At 57.2% G+C, this 20,121-nt stretch carries 17 protein-coding genes and 1 tRNA gene; 10 read left to right on the top strand and 8 right to left on the bottom strand.

Annotated features, from left to right (window positions below; all coding sequences use genetic code 11):
* The first annotated feature begins 111 nt into the window (after positions 1-111).
* From AB1L30_RS25040 to AB1L30_RS25030, 3 genes are all read left to right on the top strand, one after another.
* A complete protein-coding gene (locus AB1L30_RS25040) occupies positions 112-3,375 on the top strand; it encodes a PSD1 and planctomycete cytochrome C domain-containing protein (protein WP_367017085.1) in 3,264 nt (1,087 codons plus the stop codon).
* Between the two features lie 60 nt (positions 3,376-3,435).
* Positions 3,436-4,806 carry a DUF1501 domain-containing protein gene (locus AB1L30_RS25035; protein WP_367017883.1) on the top strand — a complete coding sequence of 457 codons (1,371 nt, stop codon included), beginning with the start codon at positions 3,436-3,438 and terminating at the stop codon, positions 4,804-4,806.
* A 180-nt stretch (positions 4,807-4,986) separates the two neighbouring features.
* Positions 4,987-5,059 (top strand) — tRNA-Lys (locus AB1L30_RS25030).
* Between the two features lie 104 nt (positions 5,060-5,163).
* Here AB1L30_RS25030 and AB1L30_RS25025 read toward each other — a convergent pair.
* From AB1L30_RS25025 to AB1L30_RS25015, 3 genes are all read right to left on the bottom strand, one after another.
* Positions 5,164-5,355, bottom strand: a complete 192-nt coding sequence (locus AB1L30_RS25025) for a hypothetical protein (protein WP_367017083.1) — start codon at positions 5,353-5,355, stop codon at positions 5,164-5,166.
* A gap of 43 nt (positions 5,356-5,398) precedes the next feature.
* Positions 5,399-6,286, bottom strand: a complete 888-nt coding sequence (gene rsmH / locus AB1L30_RS25020; RefSeq protein ID WP_367017081.1) for a 16S rRNA (cytosine(1402)-N(4))-methyltransferase RsmH — start codon at positions 6,284-6,286, stop codon at positions 5,399-5,401.
* A 483-nt stretch (positions 6,287-6,769) separates the two neighbouring features.
* On the bottom strand, positions 6,770-7,900 hold the full coding sequence (locus AB1L30_RS25015) for a glycosyltransferase (protein ID WP_367017080.1): 1,131 nt from the start codon (positions 7,898-7,900) through the stop codon (positions 6,770-6,772).
* A gap of 139 nt (positions 7,901-8,039) precedes the next feature.
* On the opposite strand from AB1L30_RS25015, the gene queA reads away from it, so the two are divergent.
* The 4 genes from queA (at position 8,040) to AB1L30_RS24995 (ending at position 11,813) form a co-directional block, all read left to right on the top strand.
* Entirely contained in the window at positions 8,040-9,086 is a 1,047-nt protein-coding gene (queA, locus tag AB1L30_RS25010) for a tRNA preQ1(34) S-adenosylmethionine ribosyltransferase-isomerase QueA (protein WP_367017079.1), read from the top strand.
* A gap of 306 nt (positions 9,087-9,392) precedes the next feature.
* Positions 9,393-10,013, top strand: a complete 621-nt coding sequence (locus AB1L30_RS25005) for a phosphoesterase (protein WP_367017078.1) — start codon at positions 9,393-9,395, stop codon at positions 10,011-10,013.
* Positions 10,014-10,130: 117 nt separating this feature from the next.
* Positions 10,131-11,309, top strand: coding sequence for a cysteine desulfurase family protein (locus tag AB1L30_RS25000; RefSeq protein ID WP_367017077.1), 1,179 nt, complete (start codon positions 10,131-10,133; stop codon positions 11,307-11,309).
* A 171-nt stretch (positions 11,310-11,480) separates the two neighbouring features.
* Positions 11,481-11,813: an iron-sulfur cluster assembly accessory protein gene (locus AB1L30_RS24995; protein ID WP_367017075.1), complete on the top strand. Its 333-nt coding sequence runs from the start codon at positions 11,481-11,483 to the stop codon at positions 11,811-11,813.
* 95 nt (positions 11,814-11,908) lie between these two features.
* Here AB1L30_RS24995 and AB1L30_RS24990 read toward each other — a convergent pair whose 3' ends face one another.
* Complete coding sequence (locus AB1L30_RS24990) at positions 11,909-12,964, bottom strand: linear amide C-N hydrolase (RefSeq protein WP_367017073.1); 1,056 nt, start codon at positions 12,962-12,964, stop codon at positions 11,909-11,911.
* Positions 12,965-13,108: 144 nt separating this feature from the next.
* Entirely contained in the window at positions 13,109-14,083 is a 975-nt protein-coding gene (locus AB1L30_RS24985; RefSeq protein ID WP_367017071.1) for a phosphoglycerate dehydrogenase, read from the bottom strand.
* 121 nt (positions 14,084-14,204) lie between these two features.
* On the opposite strand from AB1L30_RS24985, the gene cbiE reads away from it, so the two are divergent.
* Both cbiE and AB1L30_RS24975 read left to right on the top strand, forming a co-directional pair.
* On the top strand, positions 14,205-15,458 hold the full coding sequence (cbiE, locus tag AB1L30_RS24980; protein WP_367017069.1) for a precorrin-6y C5,15-methyltransferase (decarboxylating) subunit CbiE: 1,254 nt from the start codon (positions 14,205-14,207) through the stop codon (positions 15,456-15,458).
* 120 nt (positions 15,459-15,578) lie between these two features.
* Entirely contained in the window at positions 15,579-16,373 is a 795-nt protein-coding gene (locus AB1L30_RS24975) for a glycerophosphodiester phosphodiesterase family protein (RefSeq protein ID WP_367017067.1), read from the top strand.
* Positions 16,374-16,397: 24 nt separating this feature from the next.
* On the opposite strand, the gene AB1L30_RS24970 is transcribed toward AB1L30_RS24975, so the two are convergent.
* A complete protein-coding gene (locus AB1L30_RS24970; RefSeq protein WP_367017065.1) occupies positions 16,398-16,910 on the bottom strand; it encodes a hypothetical protein in 513 nt (170 codons plus the stop codon).
* A gap of 217 nt (positions 16,911-17,127) precedes the next feature.
* On the opposite strand from AB1L30_RS24970, the gene AB1L30_RS24965 reads away from it, so the two are divergent.
* Positions 17,128-17,916: a PIG-L family deacetylase gene (locus tag AB1L30_RS24965; protein ID WP_345093794.1), complete on the top strand. Its 789-nt coding sequence runs from the start codon at positions 17,128-17,130 to the stop codon at positions 17,914-17,916.
* Here the strand turns inward: AB1L30_RS24965 and AB1L30_RS24960 are convergent.
* Positions 17,874-18,830 (bottom strand): RluA family pseudouridine synthase, encoded by a 957-nt coding sequence (locus AB1L30_RS24960; protein ID WP_367017063.1) that lies wholly within the window; start codon positions 18,828-18,830, stop codon positions 17,874-17,876. The two genes, AB1L30_RS24965 and AB1L30_RS24960, sit on opposite strands and share 43 nt — an antisense overlap.
* Before the next feature lie 125 nt (positions 18,831-18,955).
* Positions 18,956-20,062, bottom strand: coding sequence for a hypothetical protein (locus tag AB1L30_RS24955; RefSeq protein WP_367017061.1), 1,107 nt, complete (start codon positions 20,060-20,062; stop codon positions 18,956-18,958).
* Positions 20,063-20,121 lie beyond the last annotated feature (59 nt).

Here is a 20,121-nt window from a genome sequence, read left to right as displayed (position 1 = left end):
CTCCGTGAAATTGAGCCAAGAGAAATAGTGACACCTGGGCGGCATAATGATAAGGTGGAACTAATCCATCCCACCTCACTTCCTTCTCCACAACCCGCCTGGACCGAAGCGATGACGTTCTCTCGCCTCAGAACATTGCTGGCTGCCGTTGCGCTGACACTGATCGTGACTATCACGGTCGATGCCGCCGAAGAGGCCTCGCCGCAATTCGACGCGCAGCAGCTGGAATTCTTCGAGAAAGACATTCGGCCTATTCTCGCCAATCGCTGCTTTGAATGCCATGGGCCCGAGGCCGAGACGCCTGGTGGTGGGCTCTACCTCACGTCGCGCGCCGCCATCTTGGAAGGTGGCGACAGCGGGGCTTCGATCGTTGTGGGCAAGCCGGACGAAAGTCTGCTGATTGAAGCAATCCACTACGACGGCATCTATCAGATGCCTCCTAAGTCGCGGATGCCAGAAGACGAAATCGCCAAGCTCGAGAAGTGGGTCGCTACGGGTGCGGCCTGGCCACCCGGTGAAGACAACACGCCGATGAAAGAAGTCTTCGATCTGGAGCAGCGCAAAGCAGATCACTGGGCCTGGCAACCGGTCACCCGCCCAGCACTGCCGACCGTCAAGAACGAGGCCTGGGCGAAGGATCCTCTCGACCGATTCATTCTCGCGAAGCTGGAAGAGGCCAACCTCACGCCGAATTCCCCAGCCGATCAAGCCACGCTGCTGCGCCGTGTTTACTTCGATCTGACCGGCATGCCGCCAACGCCCGAGCAACTGGAAGCGTACCTCAGGGATCCCTCGCCAGAAGCTTTAGCAAAGGTGGTCGATCAATTGCTCGCGTCGCCTCGCTTCGGCGAACATTGGGGACGCCATTGGCTCGACCTGGTGCGCTACGCCGAATCACGTGGGCACGAGTTTGATTACGACATCCCAAATGCGTTCGAGTATCGCGACTACGTGATTCGCTCTCTGAATGCTGACATCCCTTACAATGAACTGGTCATCGAGCACATCGCCGGCGACCTTCTCCCGCAGCCCCGCGTCGATGCTCAAACCGGTTTCAACGAATCGGTCCTGGGGACAGGCTTCTGGCACATGGGAGACTGGGTGCATTCGCCGGTCGATATCCGCAAGGACGAAACCGATCGCTTCGACAACATGCTCGACGTGATGAACAAAGCGTTTCTCGGGCTGACGGTGACTTGTGCTCGTTGCCACGATCATAAATTCGATGCCATCAGTCAGGCCGACTACTACGCTCAGATGGGCTTCCTGCAAAGCTCGGCCTATCGCCAGGTTCGTTTTGAAACCGAACCTCACAATCAGCGAATTGCCCAGTCGCTGGAAAAACTGAACACCGAGTTTCAGCAAAAGGCGAAGGCAATCTATCGCCAGCAAGTGTCCCAGGTCAGTGTCCAATGGGAAAAAGAGCTGACCCAAGCAGACTCGGCCTGGGCTGCCGAACTCGCAAAGGCCCGCAAAGATCAACAGCATCCGCTGCACTACTGGGCGATGGCGATTCAAGGTGATGGTCAGCCATCCGAGACGCAGCTTACCAGCGAAGTGGCTACCTATTCGGGCCAGATCGTCAACGACTTCAGTCAGACGATTCCTGATCAGTGGCGTGTCGATGGCTTTGTCTTCGGATTGGCACCACAACCGGCCGGGCAATTCGTCTGGGCGAAGACCGAACAGCCAGAGGTCGCTGGCGTCCGAACCGAAACGGCCGCGGTCTTCGACACTCGTTGGGAACCGCTCAAACTGCGGAATGGCGTACAAGATGATTTCGGTCGGATCCGCAACTGGAACCGCGCCGGTCGAACGCTTAAATCGAACACGTTCACGCTCGGCGATGGTCTGGTGCATTACCTCGTCAAAGGAAGTGTCCGAGCCTTCGCTGTCGTCGACTCGCATCGGCTGGTGCAAGGTCCACTGCATGGCGTCGTGTGCCAGGAATTTAAAACGGACCATCCAGAGAAACTTCGATGGGTCACGCACAACCTTCGCGATTATCAAGGACACTCGGTCCATATCGAGTTCTCGCCGATTGATGGCCTGCCAGCCGAAATTTATCAGGTTGCCGAAGGGGCAGCTCCTCCCCCGTTGCCATCCGCACAGCAAGCGGCTGCCGGGGCGTTTCAAGCGGCCGTCGCTCAAGGGGGAAGTCCTGCAGCGCTGTTGGTGAAGGCCTTTAATGAAGCGATTGATAAACCTCAGTACGCACCGCTGGCCGACTGGTTGGTGCGGAACTGGACGAAGATGATGCCAGGCGATGCCAATCCTTTGAATGACCTGGCGCGGCAATATCGGGATGCGACGCTGCCGCTGTTCGCCGAGGTGAAATGGCGTTCCCGTACGGCCCCTGGCATGTGGGATAACTCGGCGGAAAGCGAACGCCTGTTGATTCGCGGTAACGCTCGTAACCCGGCCGATCCAATCGAGCGACGATTGCTCACGGCGATCACCGGCGACGACCATCCATTCGATTCCGTCGGTAGCGGGCGACTAGAACTCGCGCTACAGATGATGCAGCCTGACAATCCTTTCGCATCACGTGTGGCCGTGAATCGTATCTGGCATTACTTGATGGGGCGTGGCATCGTGCGGACGGTCGACAACTTCGGAGAGCTCGGGCAGCCGCCGACCCATCCGGAACTGCTCGACTACCTGGCGACCGAATTCGTGGCGGATGGCTGGTCGCTGAAGCGGATGATTCGTCGCGTCGTTCTTTCGCAGACTTATCAGATGTCTTCTGTTCAGGAAGGTACGGCAGAAGAACTCGATCCGAAGAACGACTTGTTTCACCGGGCCGAAGTAAAACGCCTTTCGGGCGAATCGATTCGCGACAGCTTGTTGATGATCAGCGGTCGCCTCGACGAAACGATGTTCGGGCCCAGTGTTCCGGTTCATCTCACGGCGTTCATGCAAGGTCGTGGTCGACCTGGTCAAAGCGGACCGCTGGACGGGGCAGGGCGGCGAAGCATCTATTTGTCGATTCGTCGTAACTTCCTGTCGCCAATGATGCTCGCCTTCGACACGCCACAGCCGATCACCACAATTGGCCGACGAAACCAGTCGAACGTGCCAGCCCAATCGCTGATTCTGTTGAACGATCCGATGGTCCTCGAGCAGTGCCATGTCTGGGCACAGCGAGCCATTCAGGAAACACCAGACGATGCAAACTTGCGATTCGAGCGAATGGTCGAGCAGGCCTTTTCACGTAAGCCGACCGATGCTGAACGGGCTTTGGCGGCTCAGTTCTTGGAGACGCATGGCCAGACGATCTCGGTCGATCCTGGCCATCAATTGGCCTCGGTTGAACTGTGGCGAGATCTGGCACACGTGCTGATCAACGCAAAGTCCTTTGTTTTTGTTCGTTAAACGCGGAGCGATGTCGTGGATTGTGGTTCTCGAAATAACGCCGGGCTAAATCGCCGGCAACTGCTGAGTCGCGCCGCGTGTGGCTTTGGTTCGCTCGCTTTGAACTGGATGCTGCAGCGCGATGCGTCTGCCGCTGAGGGGCTTGGCCTGTTGGGGGCTCCGCACGTTTCGCCGAAGGTACGAAGTGTCATCTTTCTGTATATGGATGGCGGGCCGTCCCAGGTCGATACCTTCGATCCGAAGCCAATGCTGAAGAAATACGACGGCCAGCCGTTCCCTGCGGAAACTGAGCCAACGCAGTTCAACAATTTGGGCGGAACGCTGGCGAGTCCCTGGAAGTTTCAGAAGCATGGTCAAAGCGGGATCGAAGTCAGCGAACTCTTCCCGCACGTTGCCAAGCACGTCGACGACCTGGCGGTGATTCGTTCGATGACGTCGAACTTCTCGGAGCATACCAACGCCAACTATTTTCTGCATACCGGCAGCGGGTTGCAGGGACGCCCCAGCATGGGCGCCTGGACGACCTATGGGCTGGGGAGCGAGAACGATAATCTGCCCGGCTTCGTGGTGCTGAACGGCGGCCTGATTCCGCCGGGCGGGCTCGATAACTTCAACAGCGGTTTTTTGCCGGCAGCGTTTCAAGGTTCGATCTTCGCCGCCAGCGATCCGCCGGTGGCCAACATCAAGTCGCGCGATCGTAGCCCTGCCGCGCAGCGCAGCAAGCTTGATTTGCTTGATCAAATGGACCAATTGACGATCGATCGGGTGGGACGTAACGACCAGATCGAATCGGCCATCGCCAACTACGAGCTGGCCTATCGCATGCAGTCCGCCGTGCCGGAACTGATGGACCTGCGAGACGAGACGCCGCAGACGTTGGAAGAGTATGGTCTGAATCATAGCTTCGATAAGACGCAAACGTTCGGGCGGCTCTGTTTGCTTTCCCGTCGCCTGGTCGAGCGGGGCGTGCGGTTTGTGGAACTGACGGTTCCCAGCGTTGGCCATGATCGCTGGGACCAGCATAGCAATCTGAAGGATGGCCACGAGAAGAATAGCCTGGCGGTCGATCAACCGATCGCTGCGTTACTGGCCGACCTGAAGCGTCGTGGCATGTTCGATTCGACGCTGGTCGTTTGGGGTGGTGAATTCGGCCGCACGCCTTTCGCCCAAGGAAAGAACGGTCGCGACCACAATCCATTTGGCTTCACCATGTGGATGGCAGGCGGCGGAGTAAAGGGAGGCACGGTGTACGGCCAGACCGACGAGTTCGGTTACAAGGTGGTCGAGAACCGAGTCGAGATCCATGACCTGCATGCCACGATCTTGCACCTGATGGGGGTCGATCACAAACGCCTGACGTTCCGCTTCAGCGGCCGTGACATGCGTCTGACCGACGTGCATGGGCACATCGTCCACGACATTCTGGCGTGATCTTGGTGAGACGCAGCAGGGGGCTGTGAACTTTTCGGTGGCTTTCCGGTCTTAAAGAAAGCCACGAAAGCCGAAGTTCACGCAGCAAAATGCCCGGGCGTATGTACTTACGTCAAGAAGCCTCGAAACGGCCCCTTGACAATCCGCCCCATCCGGCCGAAACTGGTTCCCTTCCCAAACGAGATTGTAGCTCAGTCGGTAGAGCAACGGACTTTTAATCCGTAGGTCCTGGGTTCGAGCCCCAGCAATCTCACTTAAATCAAAATGATTCAACAAATTAGGGCAACTCTGGTCACAGACTGGAGTCGCCCTTTTTTTGTTCTTGGAATGGATCGCTTCGGCGGTCTTCGCCGGAGGTTACATGAGCGAGCAGGGCCCGGTGCCGCGTTGTCTGAGGGCGATCTCGAATTCGAGTTCGTCGAGTCGCTGTTGGAGTTCTGCTTCCAGGTCGGCGCTCTCTGCGTCCTCAGGCTGAGCGGGGAGCTCTTCGAGCTGGGCTTTGGTTTGGGCCCATTCCAGTTGCAAGGCTTTCAGGGTTTCGTCGGTCATCGTACGGAATCCTGGCACGAGGTCGGCCGTGGCGAGCCGCTGGCTAGACACGCTCGGCGACGCGGAGCTTGGCGGTGCGGCTACGAGGATTGCGGGCAATCTCTTCCTCGGTCGCGACAATTGGCTTCTTTGTCAGGCGGCTTAAGCGAGGATCGTCGAGGAAGGCCTGTTTCACCGGGCGGTCTTCCAGCGAATGGAAGCTGATGATCGCCAATCGGCCGCCTGGCTTCAGACGGTCGGGCAATGTCTCCAACGCCGTTTCCAGAGAGGAAAGCTCGCGATTAACCGCGATGCGCAGCGCCTGAAACGTTCGCGTGGCGGGATGGATGCGGCCTCGGCCAGAGCCAGCCACCGGCGGATAACAACTCGTCACGACGTCCGCCAGTTGCTTGGCGGTCTCGAACGGCGTTTCTTTGCGGATATGGCAAATCTTCTTGGCGATGCGGCGGCTGAGCCGTTCTTCGCCGTTCTGATAAATCAGGTCGGCCAGATCCTTCTCTTTCAGATGATTCACCAGATCGGCGGCCGTTTTCTTGTCTCGCATGTCGAAACGCAAGTCGAGCGGGCCGTCGCTGTCGAAACTGAAGCCACGGCCGTCGTCGGCCAACTGATCGCTTGATAGGCCCAGATCGAGAAGTATGCCATCGACCTGATCGATCTCGAGCGAATCGAGAATCTTCGGGATTTCGACGAAGTTCGCGTGAGCAATCTTCACCGGCAGGCCTGACAGCGTTTCCTCGGCTCGCTGCAGCGGGATCACATCGCGATCGACCGCCACGACGAAGCCTTCTGGGTCGACTTTCTCAGCCATCATGCGGGTATGGCCGCCGCCGCCGAGGGTGCCATCGACCAGGATTTTTCCTGGTTGAGGATCGAGCCACTGGAGGACTTCCGCCGGCAGTACAGGGACGTGAATGGTCGGTGCGGCCATAGAGTTATGCAGCGAGCTTTAAGGCAAAGTCTTCAGCTTACCGGAGCCACCGCCCCAGTGGCAGGGCGGAAAGGAAAAAATCCGTCGTGGCGCTTCCGTGCCCCAAACCGACGGATCTTGTGAAGTGGCCGCTGCACTAGCCACTTCACACGGCTTGAATACCCCGATTTCAATCTTTGAAACCGTGCTGACAAATGTCCCAATAGTGGCCTGATCGGGCACATCGACAGCGGGCAAGACAAGCAACGGACGTAAGAAGTTGTTTCTTAGTTAAGGAATAGTTGTTAAGCAAAAGATCAGCAATTGATGTCGCGTGACGAGCATGTGATTGAAGATATTCGGCGCTCGTTTTTCGTCAATCCGGAAAAACCCGCCAAATTTCTGCTAGCGATTTGAGCTAGCGTCATTAAGCAACGCCATAACCAAGAGTTGGACACAGCCCCCCCGAAAACAAAAAGTTTCTCGGCCTGCCGAAACCGCGTGCTAGCGTTCGGGGCGTGAAGTGTCGAGCAGGGTATCCAGGAGCGACTCGTAAAGATGGACGATCTGGCGAAGAGAGAACTGCGTCTCGATCTGCTGACGGTTGGCCTGACCCAGTTGCTGGCGGAGCTGGGCGTCTTCCATCAGCTGCCGTAGCAGTTGTTCGGCTTCTCGCATGTGAAAGTGGGTGACCACCTGGCGGGAAAGCGGCCCGGGCAGCAGTTCCGCGACCCCTTCGACATCGGTGGCCATCACCGGCAGGCCGTGGGCCATCGCTTCGATCAAGGCGTTGGGCATCCCTTCCCAGCGGGAACTGAGGGCGAAGATTTCGGCCTGATTGAACCACTCGGGCAGGTTCGCTTGCCAGCCTGGCAGCCAGACCGAGTCTTCGAGCTCTTCCGATTCAACTTGCGTGAGCAGTTCCGCCAATACCTTGCCTTCCCCGTGTTCTCCGAGGATCACCAGTTCCCACTCCGGCTTCTCGCGCAGCAGTTCGGCAAGGCGAAAGATCAGCCAGTCGAACCCTTTTTGCTCGTGCAGCCGGCCCACTGCGAGGATGCGAAACGGTCGATCGGTCGGCTTGGCGTAGCTGGTGGGGTTGATCACGTCGAGATCGATCCCGTTGGGAATCACCACCAGTTTCTGGGCCGGCAACCGCAGCGATTGTTCGGCGAACGCTTTGACCCCTTCGCTCACGCAGAGCACGCAATCTGCTCCGCGGGCCGTCCACGATTGAAGCTTTCGACGCCAATGGCCTTGCTCGATCACACGCAGCGATTGAAGGCGGACCAGTCGCATGTTGCGGGTGGCAAGGTACGAAACGATGTTCGCATGAAACAGAAAGCTCCAAACGACATCGGGCTGAAACTGGCGGATGATTTGCTTCAATCGGCCTGTCGCTGAAAGCAATTGCCATTTGCTGCGACAGTTGAGAAATGTCAGAGGAATCTCGGCATCGGCCAGCTGGTGAACCAGTGCGTCTTTGGGGGCCTCGGGCGGGGGCGCGAGAGCGACGACCTGAACTTCAAATCGCTGCGGATCGAGCCGGCAGCCAAGGTTGGCAACGCAGCGTTCAGCGCCTCCCATACTCAGCTCGGTGGTGACGATCAGGATTCGCTTGCGGACAGTGGGCATGGTGCAGGCAGCTTGGCGGAACGTGGGTTAGACCCGAACAGGCTCTAGTCGAATTCCCCGCTGGCGACATATACTCAACCTTGGACCACGCTTTGGATGGGCGTGGACTGTGGATTTACCGAGGAATTCCGAAAGCTCTATGACCAGTATCGACCAGTACGACTACCATCTTCCTTCCGATTTAATTGCGCAGCAACCTTTGGAGAAAAGGACCGACGCGCGATTACTGGTCGTCAATCGCCAGACTCAGGAAATCACGCATCAGCATGTCCGCGACTTGCCAGATCTGCTGGGGGCGGGCGATTGCCTGGTTTTGAACAACACCAAGGTAGTTCCGGCCCGTCTGATGGGGCGACGCGTGACCACAGGTGGTCGTTGGCAGGGGCTGTTCGTCGAGACCGATGCCAACGGCAATTGGCTTGTTCTGGCGAAAACTCGCGGCAAAATCCAACCGGGCGAGAAAGTCGTGCTTGAAAATCGCGAGGCCCGCGAAGATGTCGAGCTGGAACTTCTGGCCAACCTGGGTGGCGGCCAATGGGCCGTGAAACCGCTGAGCGAAGAGTCGCCGTTCGACTTGCTCGAACGAGTCGGACGCGTGCCGCTGCCGCACTATATTCGCGGTGGTGAAATGATGCCGGACGACTGGAAGGACTATCAAACGGTCTTCGCCGAATCGCCTGGGGCCGTAGCGGCTCCGACGGCAGGGCTCCATTTCACGCACGAACTGCTGAACAAGATGTCCGCCAAGGGGGTCGATCGGCAGTTTGTCACGCTGCACGTCGGAATGGGGACGTTCCGCCCGATCGGTGTCGACAACATCGATCAGCACGAGATGCACTTTGAATTCGGCGAAATCAACCAGGAAACGGTCGATCACCTGGCGAAGGTCAAAGCCGATGGCGGCCGGGTCGTTTCCGTGGGAACGACCGCGACTCGCGTGCTTGAAACGGCGGCCTCCGAAGGTCAACTTCAGCCCTGGAGTGGCAAGACGAACCTGTTTATTCGACCACCTTACGAGTTCAAAGCGGTCGACGTTTTGCTGACCAACTTCCACCTGCCGAAGTCGACCTTGTTGATCCTGGTTCGCACTTTTGGGGGTGATCAGCTCATTCGCCAGGCGTACCGCGAAGCGATCCGAGAAGAGTATCGCTTTTACAGCTACGGCGACGCGATGCTGATCCTCTAAGGGAAGATTTAAAACCTCAATCGGCCTGCGATTTCATGCGATCGCAGGCCACCATTGGGGAATTCTTTCACGTTTCGAAGGAATGCTTCTCATTTCTTGGGATGATTTCCCGTGGTATATGCGGTAAATTTTAAAGCATCACCACGAATGCCAACCAGCGCAAAGTGCTTGTCGTGACGTGCCATCGTGGCTGGTCACAAAAAGCCCGCCTGTGAAAATGTTTGGGGGTGTCGATCCCGTGCTAGCGATTCGATACGATGTCCCCTTGGACCCGCACATAGTTTCCCCCACATGGAAGGGTAGAAGATGAGCATCGCAGAAGTCGAACAGGTACTCGTGGTTCCCACGGAAAAGTTCCACGAGATCGGTCAGTTCCAGGGATTCAGCGACCAGGTCGAACACTACCTCGACCAGCTTTTGACGCCAGAGCAGATGAGCTTTCGTCCTCGCGACATCATGGAGAAGTCGCCGGAATTCAAGCAGCTCATTCCTTACGTGATCTTCGAGTACGTCGACGATCAGGGCTCCAAGCATGTCTTTCAGTACGTGCGTGGTAAGGGCCAAGGCGAATCGCGTCTGCATAGCAAACGCAGCATTGGCATCGGCGGTCACGTTTCGTCGGAAGACGCACCCAGCGATTCGCACGATCCGTTTCAGGAAGGCATGCGTCGCGAACTGGCCGAAGAAGTCACCTTCAACGCGCCACACGAAATGGTCTGTGCCGGCCTGATCAACGACGACGAAAGCGAAGTCGGACGTGTCCACCTGGGTGTGGTCTATCTTTGCAAAATCGAGCGTCCGGAAGTTCTGCCGAACGAAGAAGACATCCTCGATGCCGGATTTCGCCCCGTGAACGACATGCTGACGAAGCTCGAAGAATTCGAGACCTGGTCGAGCATTTGCCTGCAAGCGATTTACGGCAAGTAAACGCCTGCGGACCAAGCGGCGAATCTCTGGCAAGTAGCGAGATACGACCTGCGGGGCGTATGATAGGGGGAATCGTTACTTCGCCAGGTTTCTTCGGTACGAAAGCGGCCCGAGCCGATGCCCATCTATTTCGACAACCATGCCACGACGGCTGTCGATCCGCGCGTGCTGGAAGCGATGCTCCCGACCTTTACGCAGGTCTTCGGCAATCCTTCCAGCGTCGGGCATTTGTTCGGGGAAGATGCGAAGCAGTTGGTCGAATCTTGCCAGCAATCGCTCGCCACCCTTCTGAATGCCGAGCCTAGCGAAATCGTCTTCACCAGCGGGGCGACCGAGAGCAACAACCTCGCCATCGCAGGCGTGCTGACACAGCGTCGCCGTCGCGGTGACCATGTCGTGACGGTCACGACCGAGCACAAAGCGGTGCTCGATCCGATCGAACATTTCGAGCATCAAGGCTTTGAAGTCTCGCGGTTGGCTCCACGGCAAAAGGGGGACCCTTGGGCCGGCTATCTCGATCCACAGCAAGTCGAAGATGCTATCCGGCCTGATACCGGTCTGGTTTCGATCATGCTGGCCAACAACGAGATTGGCGTGATCCATCCTTTGGCCGAAATCGGAGCGATCTGCAAACAGGCCGGCGTGCTGCTCCACTGCGATGCCACGCAAGCTGTCGGCAAGATTCCGATCGATGTCCAGAAGTTGGGCGTCGACCTGATGAGTTTCTCGGCCCATAAAGTCTATGGACCGAAAGGTATCGGGGCGTTGTACGTCCGTAAGTCAGGACCCCGTGTGCGGCTCCAGCCGTCGATCCTGGGTGGTGGCCAACAGAGAGGCATCCGCAGCGGCACACTCAATGTGCCAGGCATTGTTGGCTTGACCGAAGCGGTTCGGTTGGCGGTCGCAGAAATGAGCGAAGAGACCGCTCGTCTGACGGCATTGCGACAGCAGTTGTGGCAGGGACTTCAGCAGCGGATCGAAGGTTTGCACCTCAATGGGCCCGAACTCGATCGCCCGGGAGTCCGCCTGGCGGGCAATCTCAACTTCGCGGTCGAAAAGGTCGACGGCGAGGCGTTGATGATGAATGTCCGCGAGATTGCCGTCTCGAGCGGTTCGGCTTGCACCTCGGCGAATCCCCAGCCCAGCCATGTCCTACGGGCTCTGGGGCTGTCCGAGGATTTGACCCGCAGCAGCCTGAGATTTGGCCTGGGAAGGTTCAATTCCGTCTCGGAAGTCGAATTTGCCGTTGACGTTGTGTCGAATGCGGTAGATAAACTTCGCAAGCTGATCGTTTGATGCGAATTGTTCCGGCAAAAAGCCCCATGGACCCTCGTATTTGGGGTAAGCTACCGAAAAAGGGAGCAGGATTGTTTCGGCAAGATTTTTTGCACCCTTTTCCCGGATCAAGGCATCGATAATAATAAACACATACAAGTTTGCGTTAATAACGTCTGGAGTACTCAAAACATGGCAGTCGTCATCACCGAAAAAGCGGCCGACGAAGTCAAGCGAATCCTGGAAGACCAGAAGCACGAAAACGACACCAAGCTGCGTATCGGCATCACCGCCGGCGGTTGCAGCGGTTTCTCGTACAGCTTGACGCTGACGCAGGACTTCGACACGGACAAAGACACCAAGTACGATTTCCACGGCGTGGAAGTTGTGGTCGACAAGAAGCATGCCCTCTACCTGGATGGCACTACGGTCGACTTCTACGACGGTATCGATCGCCGCGGATTCTCGTTCAACAATCCGAACGCGACCCGAAGCTGCGGTTGTGGTCAATCGTTCCAGGCCTAGTCCTGAACGCGACCGACAAACACACGAAAAAAGCGGCCCTCGCAAATCTGCGAGGGCCGCTTTCGTTTCTTGGTGGATAATCCAATCAAACGTTCTTAGAACGGAGCCTTTTCGAGCTTCTCGAAGGCGTCGGTTGCGTTGCCGCTGATGGCCAGTTTGTTCTTGTAAGGATCCAGCTGCAGGACCGCGGCACCTGGCGAGAAGTCGAGGGCCTTCACGTCGAACCAAAGCACGTTCGGGCTGGTCGTCAGCTCGAAGAAGTAACGCTGGTTGGTCAGGTCCATCACCGTGCGATACTCGGTATTGTAGACACCGAAGTTCTTGTAAGGGGCACCAAATGGAACCGAAACATTGCGAGCAATTGCCATCACGTCGGCCACCGCTTCGACACTATCTTTCGGTTTCGGCAACAGCTTCACGTAGTACGAAGCACGCTGGAAGCGGTCGCGCGGGTTTACGTTGCCAGGCAGGGGCAAGTCGCTGCTAGGCTTTGAGAAGTCGAGCTTCGACAACATCTCGAGCTGCTGGTCGTAGCTTGGGTCGTTGGTCATGACCTGGTACTGACGGCCATGGTGCACAACCGGCTTGCCATCGATGTATTCGATGATGGCCGAGTCGCCACTGGCGTCTTCCAAGGCCAGGTGAATGGAAGCTTCGCGGCCGTGAGCCTCGACCATGATGACTTGGATTTGTTCGTTCAGTGCCAACGCTTCTTCGACGTTCTGGGCGTTGTCCAGAATGTACTGAGCCCACAGGCCTGCGTGCACGCCAGCCTTCGAGGCATCACGTTTGCCGTAGTCGGTCGCCGTGAGGTATAGCCCATGAACACCAAGCCCTTTTTCGTTCATGCCATCGATGGTGCCAATGCCATAGACGCTGGTGATGATGCTGCCGTACTTCGAGGTCCACTTGGCTGGGTTTTCTTGGAACACGGTCGTTCCGGCCAAAATGCCGCCGTCGCGTTCGATGCCACTCGGAAAGACCAGGATCGTTGGCTCAGTCGATTCGGGCCAGTCCATCGTGCGCGAGCTGAAGACACCCACGCCGTTGTTATTCCACAAGATCCGCGAGCAAGCGAAGATCGTGGGGGTCGTCAGGACGATCATCATGATCGCCGACAAGATAACATGCATATATTGGATGGTTGTCATTGCTTTTCCTCGGGATGACCGGGCAATTGAAGGGACGTTTCCATGGAGCCTACACCCTGAAACTGGCCACGCAGCAGAAATCGCCCACGATTCTCGGCGAATTTATCCCGTTTGCGCGAAAAGGTCAGACGCTGAAACAGCGATTTACCACTTCCAGGTTGGCCGTACCTCGGCATTGACGATATTCTCGGCCGGCCAGCGCCCTTCGTACAGATCGACAACATTCTGTGCGGCCAGCACAGGGATATCGTAGAGAGCTTCGTGATCGCCCCCAGCGATGTGCGGCGCCGCCACGACGTTGTCGAGTTTCAACAGCGGGTTATCCGCCGGCGTTGGTTCTTCCTGAAAGACATCGAGCCCGGCACCCAGCAAATGGCCGGACTTGAGGGCCTCGACCAGGGCAGCTTCGTCGACATGACCACCACGACCCGTGTTGATCAGCACGGAACCTGGTTTCATCTTCGCCAAAGTGTCAGCGTTGACGATATTCCGCGTCTCAGGGATCAGCGGAGCATGGATGCTCAGCACATCCGAATCACGCCAGAGCTGTTCGAGCGAAACCATTTCGACGCCGGGAGAGGGGCGTCCCGATGGGGAATAGGCGATCACCTTCATGCCGAGCCCCAGTGCTTTGTCAGCAACACAGCGGCCGGTCGATCCGAGGCCCAGCAGGCCAATCGTTTTTCCATGCAGGCGGGGAAGGGGAGGCTGACTCCATTTTCCTTCCCTGACGGCTCGGTCCCGGCGGACCACGTCGCGCATCACCCCGAAAAGGAGGGCAAGTGTTTGCTCGGCCACCGAATGCTGAAGCACCCCGGTCGTGCGACAGACGACGATGTTTTCCGCTGTGGCCCCTGATACATCGATGGCATCGAATCCGACACCAAATCGGCAGATAACACGCAGGTTCGAACGGGACATTACCTCTGGCGTGTACGGTTCCATGCTGCACATGGTGACTTCGGCCCCGTCCAGCTGGGCTAAAAGCGTATCGGCGTCGCTTAGGTCGTGCTGTTTCGGATCGATGAAGCGTACCTCGAACCCCGCGCGGGTCAGAATGTCGTAGTAGTCGTGCTTCGGTTGGTGATAGTGCGGAGCAGTTACGCAGGCGGTGGGCATCTTGGTTCCTTGCAAAGGTGGGAGCGGGAGTTCCCCTTGGGTGAACTTTCCACGGATGGTCGCATCTCGTAAAATCGACGCAAGTCTTTTCTAATTCAGACGCTTGGTAATGGAACAATCGGTGACTACGTCTCCCAAAATTTATATTGTTGGCATTGGTGATGACGGTTTCGAGGGGCTGACCAGCCAATCGACACGGATCCTGGGCGATGCTCAGGCGATCATCGGCAATCCGCAGGTCCTTGGTCACGTTGAAAAAGTCTCTGCCGAGAAGGTGCCGGTCAGCGGCGACCTGGGCGAGATCGTCGAAGCCCTGGAAAAGTACCAGGATCGCAACGTCGTTCTTCTGACCAGTGGCGACCCATTGTTCTACGGGGTGTCGAAGTATCTTTGCGATAAGCTCGGAAAAGATCGCTTCCATGTGATCCCGCACGTCAGCAGCATGCAGTTGGCGTTTGCTCGAATCAAAGAGAGCTGGGACGACGCTCACCTGGCGAACCTCGCCAATCAGCCGCTCGAATCGGTTGTGGCCGCCGCGCGCATCTCGGAAGCGATTGGCTTGTTCACAACCGAAGCGATTCCGCCAGCCGAAGTCGCGAAGACTTTGCTCGGGCACAATCTCGATTACTTTCATGCCTACATCTGCGAGAACCTTGGTTCGCCCAACGAATGCGTGACCCAGGGCGATTTGAAAGAGATTAGCGAGCAGACTTTTGGTCCATTGAACGTGATGATTCTCGTTCGCAAGCCAGACGTGCCCGATCGTCCGATGTCGCTGGTTGGCAAGCGTAAGTTCGGCAACCCGGACGATGTCTTCCGTCAGTCGAAGCCGAAACGTGGCTTGCTGACGCCAATGGAAGTCCGCTGTATTGCATTGTCATTGCTGGACCTGGGCGAATCGAGTGTCATGTGGGATATCGGTGCTGGTAGCGGCAGCGTTTCGATCGAAGCAGGCATGATCGCCGAAAAAGGAAGTATCTACGCGATTGAAATGGATGCGGAAGATCACGGCCTGATCCGCACCAATATCGACGCTTTCGGTGTTACCAACGTGCAGGCCATCCTGGGGAAGGCTCCCGACGCGTGGGCCGACCTGCCGGATCCTGACTGCGTCTTCATTGGCGGAACTGGGCGTCAGGTGCGAGGCATCTGTGAACAAGCCATTACCCGTATGAAGCCCGGCGGACGCATCGTCTGCAATCTCAGCAGTATCGAAAACCTGGCCGACGTGCATCAGCTATTTGACCAGCAGATGGATCAGGCCAAGGTGACGATGGTGAATATCTCGCACGCGACCTATCAGCTGGAACGCCACCGTTTCGAGGCCTCCAATCCGACCTTCCTGGTGAGTGCCAAGAAGCCGCTGAAGAAGTAAATCGCGACCGCTGGATTCCTTTAAGAGAGACGATCGCCGATGTTTGGTTGCCTGCGAAGTTTGTGCCTGGCTTTGGTAGTGGGATTTGCTTCGATCGGAATGGCGGATGAAAAGCCATTCATGATCCAAGCCCACCGCGGAGCCGGGATCGCCCAGCCCGAGAACACGCTCGAGGCTTTCCAATACAGCTGGAGCCTTGGCGTCACGCCGGAAGCGGACTTACGAACAACCTCGGATGGGGTGATTGTTTGTTTTCACGACGGCGATCTGAAGCGTGTCGTTGGCAACGTCGACGACGCGCTGAAAAGCCAGAAGATCGAGAACATGACCGCCGCTCAGGTCACCGATCTGGAAGTGGGATCGTTCCGTGGCGAGCAGTTTGAAGGGCAGAGGGTGCCCAAGCTCGAATCGATCTTCGCCGCGATGCAGGGTCGACCCGAGCGTATGCTTTACCTCGATATCAAGACCGCCGATCAGACGCAGCTGATTGAGTTGATTCGGAAATATCAGGTCGCTCCGCAGGTCATCTACACGACCACGCATCCTGAGTTGATTCAGCAGTGGAAGCAGCGTGTGCCCGAGTCCCAGACGCTTTGCTGGAATGGTGGCAGCGAAGAGAAGCTCACCGCCAAGCTGGCTGAAATTCGGAAGGGCAACTTCGACGGCATCACGCAGCTTCAAATCCACGTTCGCGTGGGAGACTTGAAGAGTGACGATCCTTTCACCCCTTCCAAGAAGTTTCTGACCGAGGTTCGGGATGAACTGAAGCAACGTGGCATCTTGTTTCAAACGCTGCCGTGGGAATGCTCGAACGAAGAAGCGTACACCCAGCTCTTGGAACTGGGCGTCGAATCGTTCGCGACCGATTACCCTGAAGTGACCGTGGCTGCGGTGAAGAAGTTTCAGGGCAAGTAGTGCCTGAAACCAAATGGTGCGAGTCTACGCTTCTGGCGGAACGATGTGATGGACATCGGCCATCAGGTCGCCATATTGCTTCGGCTCGTAATAGCTCTCGACGCCGTTCTCTTTGAGCATGTTGTACGACAACGCGATCGTGCAAATAACGCCGGCGGTTAAGCAGCTATGGACGAAGCTAAACGGGTAAATCGCGATATTACGGGTGGGCGAGACCAGCCCGATCGCTTTCGTGTCGGCTTCGTCGTTGAAATCGATTTCGACCCAGGCGAAGTCCATCGCTTTGATCAACTGCGAAGCCCAGAGGCAGCCTAGCAAGATCTCGATATCTTCCCCTTCGGGAAACGGATTGCCGCGGTCGAGTTTGATATCGCGGATCGTCTCGTTCACCTTGGCGATAATCGCGTCAGGCGTGTCCTCTTCGAGCGAAAGATCCAAGTATTCTGCCGCGTCTTGCGTGACGGCCTGGATCAGGTTCATGTTCTCTTCGTTGACAGTCCCTTCGGTAATCAACGAAGCATCGTAAGGCTGAGGCATGGCATTCTGCTTTAAGGCGGCGAATGAGAAATCTGAAAGTCGGATCGCAGGGCCGCATTGTACACCAGCCGAGGGGCCCCACATGAGAATCGTAGCAGGAAGCAGCCATTTTTCGCCATGCCTTGTGGGATTACGGCGAACAGTGATTGACCTGACGAGCCAAGAACCAAAGACTTAGAAGGGAAATCGCAACTTGCCGAAGGAAGAAAGAAGAAGCATGGTCGACGTCGAGAAAGAGTACCCTCAGATTGATATCATCGCCGTGGGAGCCCATCCGGACGATGTCGAAATTGCCTGCGGCGGAACGCTCGCCAAGCTGGCCGATCAAGGGCATTCGGTCGCGATCATTGATCTGACCGACGGCGAGCCAACACCCGGTTCTCCCGATCCAGAGACGCGACTGGCCGAAGCTGCCGCGGCGGCCAAGGTGTTGGGAGTCTCGAAGCGAATCACGCTCGATCTGCCCAATCGCCGGCTGTTCGATTGCTTCGAGGCCCGCGTCGCGTTGGCGAAAGAGTTTCGCAAGTATCGTCCGAAGGTGGTGATCGGCTTCGGCGATCGCACGCCGATGGCGTCGCCCGATCATTGGCAGGCGATGCAGATCACCGATGCGGCGGTCTTCTATTCGCGGCTAACGAAGTGGGACGAAACGTTCGACCACCTTCCAGTGCATACGATCGGGCGGCAGCTCTACTACAAGATTGCCTTCGAGCCGATTCACAAGCTCGACGCCCCGGGAAGCTTTGTGCATGACATCACCGATTGTCTCGATCGCAAACTCGAGAGCGTTCGCTGCTATCAGACCCAGTTTCCACCGGCGAAAGATTACATCTTTGACCGCGTGCGTGGAGCGGCGATCTACCTGGGAGCGACAGCGGGCTATGGTGCCGGCGAGTTGTTCTACACAACGCGAGCCATCGGTACCCACGACATGATGGACCTGCTATATCCCGAACCTCGCGACTATAGCGAGCGGAACTTGCGCAAGACTTCCAACGTCGAGTGAAGATCGGGCGGAATCGGGGCTTCAAATTCCATCGGCTCGCCACTCACCGGATGGGTGATCTTCAAACGGCGAGCATGCAGGGCGGTGCGACCAAGCACGATTTGAGCGTCTTCGGTGCGAGCGATTTCACCAAGCGTGATTCGAGCACGGCTACCGTAAGCACGATCGCAGAGAACCGGATGGCGAACGTGCGCCAGGTGAACGCGAATCTGATGCGTCCGGCCCGTCTTCGGCATCACCTTGAAGACCGAGAACCCGTCGAAACGCTCGGCGACTTCGTAGAACGTTTGGGCTTCTTTGCCGGCAGGATCGTCGCGAACGATCGACATCCGTTCGCGATACCGCGGGTGCGGACCAATTGGCTCGTTGATCATGTCGCGGTCGCGATCGGGGCAGCCGGTCACGATGGCGAAGTATTCCTTCTCCGTTTCACGGTCGTGGAACTGCTGCTTCAGGGCCTGGTGGGCTTCGTTGTTCTTGGCAATTACCAGCACACCACTCGTGTCGCGGTCGAGTCGATGAACGATGCCAGGACGCGACGTGCCGCCGATATCGCTCAGTTGGCTGAACTTCGCCAGCAAGGCCGCCGTCAACGTACCATCCCAGTGCCCTTTCGCAGGGTGCGTAACCATGCCGGCCGGCTTGTTGATCGCGGCCAGGTGCTCGTCCTGGTACAGAATGTCGAGATCGACTTGTTCTGGCGTTTGCTCTTCTTCGCGGGCATCGATTTGTGGGTAATCGATCACATCGTCCGCTCGCAGCTTATACGACGGCTTCTGAGCTTGATCGTTGACGGTGATCTGTCCGTCGTCGATCGCTTCGCGAACCTGGCCGCGGCTGGCTCGGTTGATCTTCTTCGCCAGAAACTGATCTAGCCGTTGTCCGGCATCTGCGTTGTCGACCGTGTATCGCATGGGCTTCGAGGTGCGGTTGTCCGTCTCGATATTTCTGGGGCTAAAACAAATCATGGCCACGAACAATCGTGGCCATGGAGGGTATTCTAAGGAGATTTGCCGGCCAGCAGAACTGGCCTGAGAGCCTAGTTCGACTCGTCGCTGGCAGCTTCTTCCTTCGCTGGTTCTTCCTTGGCAGGCTCTTCCGCCTTTACTTCTTCAGCCGGTTTCTCTTCGGTCGCCGCAGCTTCCTTCATCGGTTCGGCTTCTGGCTTGGCGGCTTCTTCGGCCTTCTTTTCCGGTTCCGCGGCAGCTTCGGTCATGGGCTCGGCAGGCTTGTCACCTTCCGGCTTCGCTTCGTCGGCTGGCTTTTCAGCGGTGGCTGCTTCTTCCTTTTCGGTGAAGCTGGATGGCTTCGGCTGAGCATCACCAGGGGCGTTCAAGTCCATGCTTGGCGTGAACAGTGGGTTCGCAGCACCTGGGGTGGTACCCGTTGGATTGTCGAACATGGTGCCGCCAGGACCATCTGGTTCGAGACCAGGAACGGTGCCTTGCAGTGGAGCACGATTTTCGCGTTCGATTTCCGCGGCGTGAGCAGCGAAGTCTTGATCGCGATACCAGGCGTAGAAGCTGTCGATGCCGGCGTTGTCGAGGCGTTCGATGCGTTCTTCAGCGGCACGCGAGGTGTTGGTATCGGGCCAAATCACCATGATTTCTTCGTACGAAGACTTGGCTTTGCCCAGCGATTCTTTGGTGGCTTGCAGTTCGTAAGCATCGGCCAGACCCCACAAAGCTTTCACTTTCAGGACCGGCAGATCGCTCGAATCGTAGACCTTCTGGAACGAAGTGATGGCACGTTCGATGTCGGCAGCGGCGGATTGCGGATCGCTGAAAGCGACGTCGCTGGCCTGGGTCAGGTTCTGCTGACCGTAGAAGTACTCGGCCCACAAAGCAGGACGAGTATCGCCGTAATCGGTCGAAATGGTCGCGAATTCCTGGGCGATCTCCTGACGCTTGACGTCATCTTCACCCACGCGGAACGACTGGTCGAGAGTCGTGTAAACGGCACTCCACTCGGCGTCTTCGACCGTGCTGCTTTCCTGATTCAGGATGATGTAGGCCAGATAGCCAAGCAGAAGAGCGAGGATCACGCCACCAATCATGTTGGCGTGAGGCTTGGCCGACTCGAATATTCCTTCGAGAAAGTGGGCCAGGGAATTCTCTTGAATTTCGTGCCGACGTTCCGACTTCATCGCAGATTCAACGCTATTTGAGTGGTTGCCACGGGAAACGCGATAGGGGAAAGACTGCC

Source organism: Bremerella sp. JC817 (genome assembly GCF_040718835.1).
GTDB lineage: Bacteria > Planctomycetota > Planctomycetia > Pirellulales > Pirellulaceae > Bremerella.
The sequence above is the reverse complement of the archived record's forward strand: the minus strand, read 5'-3'. Positions and strand labels throughout refer to the sequence as shown.